The sequence below is a fragment of the Ruegeria sp. HKCCA5929 genome (genome assembly GCF_013034525.1).
Classification (GTDB): domain Bacteria; phylum Pseudomonadota; class Alphaproteobacteria; order Rhodobacterales; family Rhodobacteraceae; genus Ruegeria.
In genome coordinates, this window is the sequence record NZ_WQGE01000005.1 from 16176 (window position 1) to 29675 (window position 13500).

The 13500-nt window shown below is 57.9% G+C and carries 16 protein-coding genes; 4 read left to right on the forward strand and 12 right to left on the reverse strand.

Features of this window, described 5'->3' with window-relative positions; all coding sequences use genetic code 11:
- The first annotated feature begins 89 nt into the window (after positions 1–89).
- Positions 90–863 carry a Hint domain-containing protein gene (locus GOV90_RS12930; RefSeq protein WP_256367907.1) on the forward strand — a complete coding sequence of 258 codons (774 nt, stop codon included), beginning with the start codon at positions 90–92 and terminating at the stop codon, positions 861–863.
- Positions 864–919: 56 nt separating this feature from the next.
- Here GOV90_RS12930 and GOV90_RS12935 read toward each other — a convergent pair whose 3' ends face one another.
- The 8 genes from GOV90_RS12935 to GOV90_RS12970 all read right to left on the reverse strand — a co-directional run bounded on the left by GOV90_RS12935 (position 920) and on the right by GOV90_RS12970 (position 8868).
- A complete protein-coding gene (locus GOV90_RS12935; protein ID WP_171091086.1) occupies positions 920–3121 on the reverse strand; it encodes a 3-hydroxyacyl-CoA dehydrogenase NAD-binding domain-containing protein in 2202 nt (733 codons plus the stop codon).
- Positions 3114–3596: a cupin domain-containing protein gene (locus GOV90_RS12940; RefSeq protein WP_171091084.1), complete on the reverse strand. Its 483-nt coding sequence runs from the start codon at positions 3594–3596 to the stop codon at positions 3114–3116. The genes GOV90_RS12935 and GOV90_RS12940 overlap by 8 nt, the downstream gene beginning before the upstream one ends.
- A complete protein-coding gene (locus tag GOV90_RS12945) occupies positions 3596–4807 on the reverse strand; it encodes an acetyl-CoA C-acetyltransferase (RefSeq protein WP_171091082.1) in 1212 nt (403 codons plus the stop codon). The genes GOV90_RS12940 and GOV90_RS12945 overlap by 1 nt, the downstream gene beginning before the upstream one ends.
- A gap of 11 nt (positions 4808–4818) precedes the next feature.
- A complete protein-coding gene (locus GOV90_RS12950) occupies positions 4819–5457 on the reverse strand; it encodes a glutathione S-transferase family protein (protein ID WP_171091080.1) in 639 nt (212 codons plus the stop codon).
- A 279-nt stretch (positions 5458–5736) separates the two neighbouring features.
- Positions 5737–5949: a hypothetical protein gene (locus tag GOV90_RS12955; protein ID WP_171091078.1), complete on the reverse strand. Its 213-nt coding sequence runs from the start codon at positions 5947–5949 to the stop codon at positions 5737–5739.
- 54 nt (positions 5950–6003) lie between these two features.
- The gene (locus tag GOV90_RS12960) at positions 6004–7785 is read right to left on the reverse strand and encodes an acyl-CoA dehydrogenase C-terminal domain-containing protein (RefSeq protein WP_171091076.1); all 1782 of its coding nucleotides are present in this window, start codon (positions 7783–7785) and stop codon (positions 6004–6006) included.
- Positions 7786–7827: 42 nt separating this feature from the next.
- On the reverse strand, positions 7828–8229 hold the full coding sequence (locus GOV90_RS12965; protein ID WP_171091075.1) for a MerR family DNA-binding transcriptional regulator: 402 nt from the start codon (positions 8227–8229) through the stop codon (positions 7828–7830).
- Between the two features lie 270 nt (positions 8230–8499).
- Entirely contained in the window at positions 8500–8868 is a 369-nt protein-coding gene (locus GOV90_RS12970) for a MerR family DNA-binding transcriptional regulator (RefSeq protein WP_171091072.1), read from the reverse strand.
- Positions 8869–8983: 115 nt separating this feature from the next.
- Between GOV90_RS12970 and GOV90_RS12975 the strand changes: the two genes are divergently transcribed.
- From GOV90_RS12975 to GOV90_RS12985, 3 genes are read left to right on the forward strand one after another with little or no spacing between them, the layout of a single operon-like run.
- Positions 8984–9403: a PaaI family thioesterase gene (locus GOV90_RS12975; protein ID WP_171091070.1), complete on the forward strand. Its 420-nt coding sequence runs from the start codon at positions 8984–8986 to the stop codon at positions 9401–9403.
- Position 9404: 1 nt separating this feature from the next.
- A complete protein-coding gene (locus tag GOV90_RS12980) occupies positions 9405–9923 on the forward strand; it encodes a PaaI family thioesterase (RefSeq protein ID WP_171091068.1) in 519 nt (172 codons plus the stop codon).
- Positions 9924–9925: 2 nt separating this feature from the next.
- Complete coding sequence (locus GOV90_RS12985) at positions 9926–11242, forward strand: MATE family efflux transporter (RefSeq protein ID WP_171172857.1); 1317 nt, start codon at positions 9926–9928, stop codon at positions 11240–11242.
- Here the strand turns inward: GOV90_RS12985 and arsC are convergent.
- The 4 genes from arsC to GOV90_RS13005 are packed head-to-tail and all read right to left on the reverse strand — an operon-like array spanning position 11239 to position 13398.
- Positions 11239–11580, reverse strand: coding sequence for an arsenate reductase (glutaredoxin) (gene arsC / locus GOV90_RS12990; protein WP_171091064.1), 342 nt, complete (start codon positions 11578–11580; stop codon positions 11239–11241). The two genes, GOV90_RS12985 and arsC, sit on opposite strands and share 4 nt — an antisense overlap.
- The gene (locus GOV90_RS12995; protein WP_171091061.1) at positions 11577–12635 is read right to left on the reverse strand and encodes a quinone-dependent dihydroorotate dehydrogenase; all 1059 of its coding nucleotides are present in this window, start codon (positions 12633–12635) and stop codon (positions 11577–11579) included. The genes arsC and GOV90_RS12995 overlap by 4 nt, the downstream gene beginning before the upstream one ends.
- Positions 12632–13063 (reverse strand): DUF1330 domain-containing protein, encoded by a 432-nt coding sequence (locus tag GOV90_RS13000; RefSeq protein ID WP_171091059.1) that lies wholly within the window; start codon positions 13061–13063, stop codon positions 12632–12634. The genes GOV90_RS12995 and GOV90_RS13000 overlap by 4 nt, the downstream gene beginning before the upstream one ends.
- Positions 13060–13398: a DUF952 domain-containing protein gene (locus tag GOV90_RS13005; RefSeq protein ID WP_171091057.1), complete on the reverse strand. Its 339-nt coding sequence runs from the start codon at positions 13396–13398 to the stop codon at positions 13060–13062. The genes GOV90_RS13000 and GOV90_RS13005 overlap by 4 nt, the downstream gene beginning before the upstream one ends.
- Positions 13399–13500: the final 102 nt, after the last annotated feature.

Below are 13500 nucleotides of genomic sequence, written 5' to 3' on the forward strand. Positions count from 1 at the left end.
TTGGGCGTAATTATGTCGGAAATAAGACGAACTTCATCTTTGGTGCTACCACTGAGACATATCAATTGGTGCCAAAGGGGGTTCGGCACGTGTCTGAAGTTACGAGTATTTCTGTTTATCTGAATAAAACGCCTGACGGTGATCCAACCAACCTGAACCAAGCGGTGAACGCACGCCGCGGAGGGTTTCTGAAAGGCACGAAAGTTGCAACCACCAGTGGCTGGAAACCCGTCGAACGGATCGCTGTTGGCGATCTTGTCCGCACGTTGGATCACGGCTTCAAAGAGGTGCGCCGCATTTCAACCAACGTTGTGGTTATCCCTGCAGACGAGCGGCGGGACGAATATCTGCCTGTTTTTGTACCGGCCCGCGCTGCGTTTAACGGACGGCCTGTCTGGCTGATGCCCGAACAGGGCATGGCGTTGACCCTGTCCAAAATCGATGCCGAAAGAGACGGGGTGTCAGTGGTGCCCGCGCGTGTGTTGAGTGGCGCAGGTCGTCTGATGTCGCAAGCACCGGGTTCTTCTTTTGAAGTCTGCTCACTGTTTTTCGACGAGGATCAGGTGATCTTTGTCGAAGGCGGCTTACAAGCCTATTGCCCTTCGGGTCGTTTTTCGATGCGCGGGTCGCTGCATAGGCAAAGCTACGCGGTCGCAGACGACGTGGCCGCTGCGGACCTAGTCAATTCCATAGCAATCAAGGGTGATATGTCAGCCCTTGCAAACCCATTGGGTGCACTGCCTGCACCCATTCCACAGGACCCGATATTTCCGATCCGCCCGCCATCTGGGGTCAGGCGGCCGGGTCGACCGGGGCGTCCGAACGCTCCGGTTCTGTTCCTGCGGCCCGAATGGCAGATCTAACCAAACACTGACAAGAACGATGCAGGCGCGTGGTTTCACGTGCCTGCATCATTGTTTCAGGCGGCTTTTGCTTCAGGATTGAAGCGGCCATAGAAGCTCTGACCTTTTTCGGCCATCTCACGCAGCAGCGGTGGGCAGGAAAAGCGCTCGCCATAAGCTTCTGCCAATTGATCGCAGCGCTCGGCCGCATAGGGCGTGCCGATGATATCCAGCCAGCTCAGCGGACCACCCGACCATGGGGCAAAGCCCCAGCCCAGAATCGCGCCGACGTCGCCTTCGCGGATGTCTTCCAGAACGCCTTCTTCCAATGCGCGGACGGCTTCCAGAACCTGTGCAAACATCAGACGTTCCTGCACTTCGATCAGGTCTGGTTGGTCTTTGGCCAGCGGGTACTTGTCTTGCAGACCCTTCCAGTATTCAACGCGCTTGCCTTTGTCGTCATAGTCAAAGAACCCCGCATTGGCCTTGCGACCCAAACGGCCCTGTTCCTCCATCCAGAAGATCAGATCGTCCGAGGGGCTGTCCGGATAGGCGTCGCCCATGGCCGCCTTGGTGGCGCGGGCGATCTTGGCCCCGAGATCAATCGAAGTTTCATCGGTCAGCTGGATCGGGCCGACCGGGAAGCCAAGCTGACGCGCGGCGTTGTCGATCAGGATAGGGCTGACGCCCTCGGTGATCATGCGCGCACCTTCGTTGATATAGGGGATAATGCAGCGGTTGGCATAGAAGAAGCGCGCATCGTTGACCACGATCGGCGTTTTGCGGATCTGACGGACATAATCCAGCGCCTTCGCCACTGCGCGATCCCCGGTTTCCTTGCCCTTGATGATTTCGACCAGGAACATCTTCTCAACCGGCGAGAAGAAGTGGATGCCGATGAACTGCTCGGGCCGGACCGAGGCTTTTGCCAGATCGGTGATCGGCAGGGTCGAGGTGTTCGAAGCAAAGATGCAATCCTTGGGGATGATGGCCTCGACTTTCTTGGTCATCTCGGCTTTCACGCCCGGATCTTCGAACACGGCTTCGATGATCAGGTCGCAGCCTTTCAATTGTTCCAGATCGGGGGTGGCCGTGATGCGTGCCAGCAGGGCCTCTTTCTTCTCAGCCGTGGCTTTGCCGCGCTTGATGCCCTTGTCCATATAGCTTTCGCTGTACGCCTTGCCCTTGTCGGCGGCTTCCTGATCACGGTCGATCAGAACAACCTCCATCCCGGCCTGAGCCGAGACCAGAGCGATACCAGCACCCATCATGCCCGCGCCCAGTACGCCGACCTTTTTAACGCGCAGATCTGGTACATCCTTGGGACGCACGGCGCCTTTCTCAAGCGCTTCTTTGTTCAGGAACAGCGATCGGATCATGGCCGACGAAGAGGGGTTCATCAGGACATTGGTGAACCAACGCGCCTCGATTTTCAGGGCAGTGTCGAAGTCAACTAAAGCCCCTTCATAGATCGAGCTCAGCAGAGCTTTGGCCGCCGGGAACGCACCCTGCGTCTTGCCGTTCACCATAGCGCTTGCACCCACGAAGGTCATGAAGCCAGCAGGGTGATAAGGCGCGCCGCCGGGCATCTTGTAGCCTTTCGCGTCCCAAGGCTTGACCAGATCGGCATCCTTGGCGTTCAGAACCCATTCCTTGGCTGCGGCAACCGGATCATCCGAAACCGCGTCGATCAGCTGCGCACCCTTGGCTTTCTTGGGGTCCATCATCTTGCCTTCCAGCAAGACAGGGGCCGCCGCCATCGCACCAACCATTCGGCTATAGCGCATTGTGCCGCCGCCACCTGGGAAGATACCCAGCAGAATTTCCGGCAGACCGATCTTGGATTTCGGGTTGTCAGTCATCACGCGGTGATGGCAGGCAAGAGCGATCTCGGTCCCGATCCCGGCGCATGTGCCGTTGATTGCGCAGGCAATCGGCTTGCCGCCCTTCTTAGTCTTGGGGTCCATACCTGCCAATTCCAGCTTGCGCAGAATGTGGTGGCCACCCATGACGAAATCGAACAGCGCTTGCGCGGGTTCTTCACCTGCCTCCTGGCGAATGGTGGCCAGCGTATTCAGGTCCATGCCGCCTGCAAACGAGCCCTCTTTGCCCGAAGTGATGACGATCCCCTTGATCTCATCATCGTTCAGGGCCTGATCGATCAGTTGGCTGACCTCCTGAAACGCCTCGCGGGTCAGCACGTTCATGGATTTGCCCTGGGCGTCCCAGGTCACGAATGCGACGCCGTCCGCGTCTTTGCTCAGAGTGAAATCAGTCATTGTCATCTCCAATCTGGTCAGCCGTCAGCGGGCTGCCGTCTTTCCGGGTAAAGGTGTTCCCTTCATCCTTCACCATCATGTCTAAGTCGCTGTAAAAACAGGTCTCGGTCGGGGTCCGAGTGCCCACTACCAGAAAGGTCGCAGGCGCATCGGTTCTGTTCACAAGGTGATGGCCGTTGGCTTCACCAGCGGGCCAGGCGGCGCAATCACCGGGCTGCATCTCATGCTCTCCATCGTCGTCGATCAGCACGCATATACCGCTGAGCATGATGGCAAACTCGTCCTGCTCCATATGATAATGACGCAGCGAGGACAGAGCCTGCGGCTCAAGCCGCACGATGTTGACCCCGAATTGGGTCAGCCCACCCGCATCTCCAACGCCTTGGTTGAAACGGCCTCCGACCGCCTCAGCCAGCTTGCCGGGATAGGACGAGCCACCCTTGAACGGGATCTGAGAGAGATCCAGCTTGGGCATCAGACCCGCTCGATAATCGTTGCCGCACCCATGCCGGACGCGATGCAGAGCGTGGCCAGACCGGTTTCCTTGTCCTGACGCTCAAGCTCATCCAGCAGAGTGCCGATGATCATCGCACCAGTTGCGCCCAACGGGTGCCCCATCGCGATCGAGCCGCCGTTCACGTTAACAAGTGCCGGATCAACGTCGAATGCCTGCTGGAAGCGCAGCACGACCGAAGCGAAGGCTTCGTTCACTTCGAACAGGTCCAGATCACTGATCTTCATGCCGTTGTCGGCAAGAATCTTTTCGGTCACCGGAACCGGGCCGGTCAGCATGATGGTCGGATCGGTGCCGATCTTGGCGGTTGCCTTGATACGGGCGCGCGGCTTGAGGCCGTATTTTTCACCGAATTCCTTGTTGCCGATCAGAACAGCCGCCGCACCGTCCACGATGCCCGAACTGTTGCCCGCGTGGTGGATGTGGTTGATCCGTTCCAGATGCGGGTACTTGATCATCGCCACCTTGTCGAAGCCCGGCATCTGCTCGCCCATCATCTGGAAGGACGGGTTCAACGCGCCGAGGCTCTGCATGTCAGTACCGGGACGCATATATTCGTCGCGATCCAGAATGGTCAGACCGTTCTGGTCAGTCACCTTGATGACCGATTTCTCGAACCGGTTGTCTTCCCATGCCTCTGCAGCGCGTCGTTGCGATTCAACGGCCAGCGCATCTGCGTCGTCGCGGCTAAAGCCATACTCAGTAGCGATAATATCCGCTGAAATACCCTGCGGTACGAAATAGGTGTCCATCGCCAGCGAAGGATCAACAGCAATCGCGGCACCGTCGCTGCCCATGGCCACGCGGCCCATCATCTCAACACCGCCAGCGATATAAGCGTCGCCAGCGCCGCCTTTGACTTGGTTCGCCGCCAGGTTCACGGCTTCCATGCCCGAGGCGCAGAAGCGGTTGATCGCCAGACCGGGGATCGACTGATCCAGGTCCGAGGCCAGAACCGCCGAGCGCGCCAAACATCCGCCTTGTTCCATCACTTGTGTGACGTTGCCCCAGATCACATCCTCGACGGCGTGGCCTTCAAGGTTATTGCGTTCTTTCATCGCGTTCAGGGTCAGGGCGGACAGGCGCACCGAGGTAACCTCGTGCAGGCTGCCATCCTTGCGGCCCTTGCCGCGCGGGGTGCGCAGGGCGTCATAAATGTAAGCTTCGGTCATGGGTCTTCTCCTTAAGCTCGATCCGACGGGTTGCCGGGCATCAGGTCATAGGGGTGTTTCCAGCCGGGCTGCTCGGACAACCGGGTCAGCCAGGCGTCAATATGGGGCCAGTCGGCGCGGTCAAAGCCGAATGGTTCGGGGTAATAGAGATAGCCGCAGCAACTGAGATCGGCGTTCGTCACGCCGTCGCCAACGATCCAGTCGCGACCCTCCAAATGGGCGTTCAACACTTGGTAAGCTGCCTTCAGGCGCCCTTGATTGAAAGCAATCACATCGGGATTGCGATGCTGTTCCGGGAGGAAGTTGATCAGAAAACGCGTCAAGCCTGCCATCGAACTAAGCTTGTGATTGTCCCACAAAACCCAGCGGAAAATGTCGTAATTTTCTTCCCGATCCTTGCCGCCGAACTTGCCCGATTTTTCAGTCACATAAGCTTGGATGGCGCCAGATTGGCTGGTGCGGAAATCACCGTCGATCAGGACAGGCGCTTCGCCCATCTCATTGACCTCGGCACGAAACTCAGGTGTGCGCGTTTGACCGTTGAAGAAATCGACAAAGACGGGCTCCCAATCCAACCCGGACATTTCCAGCGCTAAGGCAGCCTTGTAGCTGTTTCCGCTTTCTCTAAAGCAATGAAGTTTGATGCTCATGCGATCGCCCCTCCCAAGGCGCAATTGGCTAGGCCGGATTTGAGTATTTTTGAAAAGATGAAGGTCTGTCAGTAACCTTTGATCAACCATCTTCGAATTCAATGGTCCCGCGGTACAGGCTGGAGAGCCGATGACCGCAAAAGGTGAAGTCGTCCCTGTCCTGATGGCGAGTGCGCCCTGTGGCAGGGACGCGTCGCCGCTTCATCTTTTCATAAATACTCCCGCCGGAGGCATCCGGCATTTAGGCTAGCGTAGTCGTCGTACGTTCGCCGCAGTGGCTCATCTTTTCCGCGCCTCAAGCTCAGAGTTGAAGATACGCAAGCGGTGGGTCAGGTTTTCCTCATCAATCACACTGTTGAAATTTTCGAACAAAAAAGACAAAGCCTCACCTTCGTCCAGACCAGCCTCTCGCGCGAACGCTTTGAGCTTGCGATACCCGTCCTCAGTCATGGCGACAGGAAAGCGACGTGTCAGGCGAAAACGCTTTGGCATTTGGGTCCTCCGGTGGTCTGGGTCCGGGCAGGGTTGCCCGAACCCACACTGAGATCAGAAGTTCGCCGCGTCCAGTGCCATTACCGTGTCCGCACCCGTCTGAATGCGCGCCAGGTGCATCCCGGTCGCGGGCAAGCGGCGTGCCATGTAGAAGCGGCCGGTGTTGATCTTGGTCTCGTAAAACTCTTTGTCCGATGCACCACCGTCCAGAGCATCTTGTGCAGCTTTCGCCATCTGCGCCCACATCAGGCCCAGGCAAACATGGCCGAACATGTGCATAAAGTCGTACGAACCAGACAGCGCGTTGTTCGGGTTCTTCATGCCTTCCTGCATGAAGTACATACCAGCGGCCTGCAGGTCCTTGGATGCAGCTTTCAGCGGCTCGATGAACGCTTTGTCATAGGCTTCGTCCTTGCCACCGTTTTCCTTGCAGAAGGTTTTGACCATCTCAAAGAACGCCATGACGTGCTTGCCGCCGTCCTGCGCCAGTTTCCGGCCCACAAGGTCAAGCGCCTGAACGCCATTTGCGCCTTCGTAGATCATCGCGATACGGGCGTCGCGGGTGTATTGCGACATGCCCCATTCCTCGATGTAGCCATGGCCGCCATAAACCTGTTGCGCCTGCACGGTCATGTCATAGCCCTGATCCGTCAGGAAACCCTTGATGACCGGCGTCAGCAGCGAGATCAGCCCATCCGCGTCTTTGTCACCCGAGCGATGCGACTTGTCGAGCATCGTCGCGCCCCAAAGGATGAACGCGCGCGCGCCCTCGGTAAAACTTTTCTGATCCATCAGGTTGCGGCGGATGTCAGGGTGTACGATCAATGGATCGGCGGGGCCGTCCGGGTTCTTCACGCCGGTTACGTCCCGGCCTTGCAAGCGGTCCTTGGCATATTCCAGAGCGTTTTGGAACGCGGCCTCGGCCTGTGCCAGACCTTGCATCCCCACACCAAGACGCGCTTCGTTCATCATGGTGAACATGGCGCGCATGCCTTTGTGTTCTTCGCCCAAAAGCCAACCGGTGGCCTCGTCATAGTTCATGACGCAGGTCGAGTTGCCGTGGATGCCCATTTTCTCTTCGATCTTGCCGACCGAGACGCCGTTGCGCTCACCCGGTGTGCCGTCTTCGTTGACGATGAACTTCGGCACGATAAACAGCGACACGCCCTTGATGCCATCGGGGCCACCGGGGATCTTGGCCAGCACCAGGTGGATGATGTTGTCGGCCATGTCGTGATCACCGGACGAGATAAAGATCTTCTGGCCAGAAATCTTATAGCTGCCATCGCCCTGTGGTTCGGCCTTGGTGCGCATCAGGCCCAGATCGGTGCCGCAATGCGGCTCGGTCAGGTTCATGGTCCCGGTCCATTCACAGCTGACCATGTTCGGCAGGTACTTGTTCTTCTGCTCGTCAGTCCCGTGCGCCAGAATCGCAGAGGCCGCGCCATGCGTCAGACCCTGGTACATGGTAAATGCCTGGTTTGAACCCGAGAACATCTCGCCCACGGCGGTGCCCAGTACATAGGGCATGTTCTGGCCGCCATACTCTTCCGGCATGTCGAGGCCAGTCCAGCCACCTTCCTTCATCTGCTCGAAGGCGTCTTTGAAACCGGTAGGAGTGTACACAATACCGTTTTCCAACCGGCACCCTTCGGTGTCCCCTACGACATTCAGCGGATGCAGGACGTTGGTGGCAACCTTGCCAGCCTCTTCCAAAACCGCGCCGGTAAACTCGGCTTCCAGTTCGTTATAGCCGGGAATATCCGACTGAGAGATTTTCAGAACGTCGTGCAGGATGAACTGCGTGTCTTTGGTTGGCGCGTTGTAAACGGGCATGTGAAGCTCCCTTAATTCATATGTCCGGATGGCGGGGCGAGGTTACTCGGCCGCCTTCTTTTCCTGTTTCATCGAGGCGATGACTTTCTCGCCCCAGCGCAACTGCTCTTTCAGATCGTCGATGGCTTGCGTCAGTTCGCGGCGGCGTTCTTCCATATCCGCCAGACGTTCCAACGCGATTTCATATGTGCGGGTCATCTGAGTGACCTGCTGGTCGCCCACATGGTACAGATCCAGAAGTTGTCGGATCTCTTCCAGGCTGAAGCCAAAGCGTTTCCCGCGCAGGATCAGTTTCAGCCGCGCCCGGTCACGTTTGGTGAACAGACGTTTTTGGCCTTCGCGGATCGGGAACAAAAGTTCCTTGGCCTCGTAGAACCGCAAAGTGCGTGGCGTGACATCGTAAGTCTCGCACATCTCGCGGATTGTCATCACATCTTCGGTCATTCGTCATACTCTCGTCACTGGCGTCATGAGACATGAGTTGCGCAGTTGCTTTGAGCTTTACAACACGTGAGTGACGTTTACGTAATTCAGACGCTGCGTCACTTCAAAGTTGACGTAACATCCAAACGCGTAAACGGGCTTTCGCGTAATTTTCTTGCCCTAAGGTCAAGCCTGAGCCCCGACTTTTGCGTGCAAAAAAGCTGTTTGCACACGCGTGAGGTGTGTCGCAAGACAGAGTGTACAGGAAAGAATTCCGAAGCGACGGAAGACCTACTTCAGGGACTTTGCTGTCTGGTCGCGCAGGCGCTTCAGTTCGTCCATGGCTTCGTCAAGTTGCTCGCGTTGTTGCTCAAGCTCGCCCATTTGGCGGTCCGCCATCTCAACAAAAGTAGCCATTTGAGCTTCGTTGCCCTGATCCTCATAGATCAAAAGCCATTGGCGAATCTCTTCCAGCGGGAATCCAAACTTGCGGCCACGCATGATCAACTTCATCCGGGCGCATTCCCGCGCGCCGTAAAATCGGGACCGGCCTTCGCGATCTGGTTGCAGAAGTTCGATGTATTCGTAATAGCGCAGGGTGCGCGGTGTTACATCGAACTCGGCGCACATCTCTTTGAATGACAAACGGTTGTTGGACATTCCTGGTCTCCTTGCCAGCAACCTAGGCGGTCCCGATCCCAAGCGCAACAGCTGGGCTTGCCCTTTGCCGAAACAGCGGCTCATAAAGGAAGGAACGAGAACAGGACAAATGCCAATGGTCGACAAGACAGTACTAGCCCGCCAATTTATCGAGGCGATCCCTCATGCGCGGGCCCTGAACCTGACGCTGACCCATATTGGCGAGGGCGAAGCAGAGATCACGCTGCCATACAACGAAGATCTGATCGGAGACCCGCGCACCGGAGTGATCCACGGCGGAGCAATCTCGACCATTTTGGATACGTGCTGCGGTGCTGCGGTGATGAGCCACCCATCGGCACCCGGGGGGACTGCAACCATAGACTTGCGCATCGACTATATGCGCGCGGCAACGCCGGGTCAGACAATCACGGCACGCGCGACCTGCTATCACATCACGCGGAATGTGGCGTTTGTGAGGGCGACTGCCGTTGACAATGACACAGACCTGCCTGTGGCAACCGCTGCCGGGTCATTTACGGTTGAGGGGAAGTAACATGGCAAGACCGCGGCCTGAACCGATGCAGGTGGTCAAACAACGGCGCGATGCGGCATTGCGCGCGCTGGTTGATGGCGTACCCTATATCCGCTTTCTCGATATCAACTTCGACCGGCGTGGGGATGAACTGACCGGTGTGTTGAATTTCGACGACAAACTGATCGGCAACCCGTTTTTGCCTGCGATTCACGGCGGCGTCACGGCCGCCTTTCTCGAAGTGACCGCTGTCATCACTCTCAGTTGGGAACACATGTTCCCGCGCATCGAGAGTGGTGAGATCGATGGTGAGGCCATCGTGACCGACCCGGACATCCGCTTTCCCAAGACAATCGACTTTACCGTCGATTACCTGCGCTCGGGCCTGCCGCGTGATGCTTACGCACGGGCTTTTGTCAGCAGGTCGGGGCGGCGTTATGCTTCGGTCCGGGTCGAAGCCTGGCAGGACAATCATGCGAAACTGTTTGCGCAGGCATCAGGGCATTTCCTGATGCCTCAACCTCCCAGAGACAAGAGCTGACGATGCAGGACGCGTCGGCGCCCATCACGCACAGACGGGTGCTGAAGATCGCAGTCCCGATCGTGCTGTCGAACGCGACCGTGCCCATTCTTGGCGCGGTAGACACGGGCGTAGTCGGTCAAATGGGGCAGGCCGCACCTATCGGTGCCGTGGGTATGGGCGCGGTTATACTGGCTTCGATCTACTGGATCTTCGGGTTTCTGCGCATGGGCACGACTGGCCTGGCTGCGCAGGCGCGCGGGGCAGGTGACATCGCTGAAACAAGGGCTTTGCTGATTCGGGGGCTTCTGCTGGGCGCGGCAGCGGGCGTGTTCTTTGTCCTCGCGCAGGCGGCTGTCTTTGCCGGGGCATTTGCTCTGTCGCCTGCCAGCCCCGAGGTTGAGGCACTGACGCGCGCCTATCTGGAGACTCGCATCTGGGGGGCTCCGGCCACGATTGCGCTGTATGCCGTGACCGGATGGCTGATCGCCGTTGAACGAACACGTGGCGTTTTCATTCTGCAAATCTGGATGAACGGGCTGAATATCATTCTGGACCTTTGGTTTGTTCTGGGGCTGGGATGGGGCGTCGAGGGCGTCGCTGTGGCCACCCTGATTGCCGAGTGGACTGGTTTGGCGCTGGGCTTATGGCTGTGCCGGGACGGATTCGAAGGCAAAATCTGGCGTGACCGGGCGCGGATTTTCGATGCCGCGCGCCTGCGCCGAATGATGCAAGTAAACGGTGACATCATGATCCGTTCCGTGCTTTTAACAGGCTCGTTCACGACTTTCCTGTTCGTGGGTGCGGATCTGGGCGACGTGACGTTGGCCGCCAATCAGGTTCTTCTGCAGTTCCTTGAGATCACAGCCTTCGCCCTGGACGGGTTCGCCTTTTCGGCCGAGGCTTTGGTCGGTGGCGCAGTTGGTGCGCGGGATCGGCACCAGCTGCGACGCGCCAGTATCATGGCATCGCAATGGGGGTTTGGTGGAGCCATATTACTGGGGGCTGTGTTCTTCCTGGCTGGCCCGGCCCTGATTGATCTGATGTCAACCTCGCCCGAGGTGCGTTTGGCCAGCCGCGACTACCTGTTCTGGGCGGCATTGGCCCCGATTGTTGGTGTGGCCAGTTGGATGTTCGATGGCATCTACATTGGTGCCACCTGGACCCGGGCCATGCGCAACGCAATGATTCAATCCGTGGCGATCTATGTAGTCGCGCTGTTCATTTTAGTGCCGAGCCTCGGAAATCACGGTCTGTGGGCCGCGCTTATGGTTCTGAACATCGCGCGGGGTGTGACGATGGGCTGGCGCTATCCCAAGCTGGAAGCGCAAGTGGCTTAGAGCAGTGTCAGCAGGTTCTCAGGTGGACGCCCGATGGCGGCTTTGTCCCCGGCAATGGCAAGGGGGCGTTCGATCAGGATCGGGTTTTCCGCCATGGCGCGGATCAAGTCGTCATCTGATGCGGTCTTTGTCAGCCCCAATTCCTTGAACCGTTTTTCACCGGTGCGCACCATATCAATCACAGGCAATCCCAGTGAAACGTGCGCGGCCCGTACTTCGTCGGCCGAGGGCACATCTTCAAGGTATTTTCGCAGTTTGATCTTTGCGCCATTCTCCTCCAACAGCGCCAACCCGGCGCGGGATTTGGAACAGCGGGGGTTGTGCCAGTATTCGATCACAGCCAGTCCTCTCGTTTGCTGCCCACGGCCTCGGCAACGCTGTCATAGCCATCACGCGCCAGCAATTGATCCAGCCCATGCGCGATGTCAGCGGCAAGTGAGATACCACCGTAAACCATGGCGGTATAGAATTGTACGGCAGACGCCCCGGCGCAGATCTTGGTGTAAGCTTGCTCAGCATTGCTGATGCCGCCGACGCCGATCAGCGGGATTGCTCCATCGGTCAACTGGCTCAGCTTCGCCAGCACACGGGTGGATTTTTCGAACAAAGGCGCGCCAGACAATCCTCCGGCTTCCCCTTTATGCGCGCTAAGCAACCCATTCCGCGACAGCGTGGTGTTGGTGGCAATCACAGCGTCCACGCGGGTTTCGCGAGCGACCTCAGCAATGTCCTGCAATTCCGGTTCAGTCAGATCAGGCGCAATTTTCAGAAAGATCGGAAGCGGGCGGGGCAGAGCATGGCGTGTTTCGATCACACCATTCAACAGCGCGGTCAGCGCGGCCTTGCCCTGCAAATCGCGCAGTTTTTCCGTGTTCGGTGACGATACGTTTACGGTGGCAAAATCCAGATGTGCCGCGCAATGGGCCAGAACTTTCGCAAAATCACCAGCGCGGTCTTCGCTGTCTTTATTGGCCCCAAGGTTCAGGCCGATCACTGCGTCTTTGGGGCGCTCTGCCAGCCGTTTAGCCATCACCTCCATGCCTTCGTTGTTGAAACCAAAGCGGTTGATGGCTGCCTTGTCCTCGGTCAGACGAAACAGGCGTGGTTTGGGGTTTCCCGGCTGCGGAAGGGGCGTGACGGCGCCCACCTCGATAAAGCCAAACCCGGCGCGCGATAGGGGGGCGAGAACCTCGCCATTTTTGTCAAAACCAGCGGCCAGACCGACTGGGTTGGGCAGATCCAACCCCGCCACTTTGGTTTTCAGGCGCGGTGTCGTCACCGGTCCCGGCGCGGGTGTCAGCCCGGACTTCAACGCCATGATCGACATGCCATGCGCAGCTTCGGGATCCATGCGGTGCAGGGCGCTCAGCCCCAGTTTTTCAATCAGCTTCATCCGAAGGCCTTTCCGCTTTCCCCGGATCCACACCGGATCAGGCGCGAGGTTTCGACTGCAGCCTGACGGTGGATGACCGCGGCCCGGTACACTGGGTCTGTCACCATTTCAAGGAACGCGTGCGCGGTCGGATAGCGGGCGATAAAGACGGCATCCCAGACCTCATCAACCGGTCCGATGAGAGTTGTTTCAAACACCCCACGCCACAAAATACTTGCCCCGATACGCGCAATAATCGGGGCGGTTTCAGCACCGTATTTCTGATAGGCTTCTGCACCTGTCAGCCCCGCGCCTGCCAATTCATGCGACGCGGGATACTGTGCTACGGCCCGGAATTTAACCAGATTGAGCATTTCGATCGGCTGATTGCGATCCAGCGCTTTGAATGCTTCGAACTGATCCCGATCCGGGTCGATAAAGGATGTCATTCCATGTCCTCGGGGAACTGGTGCACAGCACCGTCAAATGGCAGAGGGCGCGACCAGACAACGTCGCCAAGCCGGATCTGGCGATAGAGATGCGGGAACAGGGCACCGTCCCGAGAAACTTCCCATTTCAGATCGTCGCCCATGGCGTCGGCATTACAGGCCAGTAACGTCAGATCATCCACACCTGCGAAGTGTTTCGCCGCCGTCTCAGCAGCTTGTTCGGCCGTTGAAAAATGGACAAAGCCATCGGTGACATCAATTGGGGCGCCATCTGTTGCGCCCTTGTCTTGCAGGGCGGCCCATTCATCGGCCCGGAAAATTTTGTAAATCAGCATATCGATCTGATGCCCCGCGCGGCGTTCGGAATCAAGCCGGATTTCCTCTTTGACTCTCGCTCTCCATAAGCGCACGATCTTTGAAAATATAAACAGGGAGAT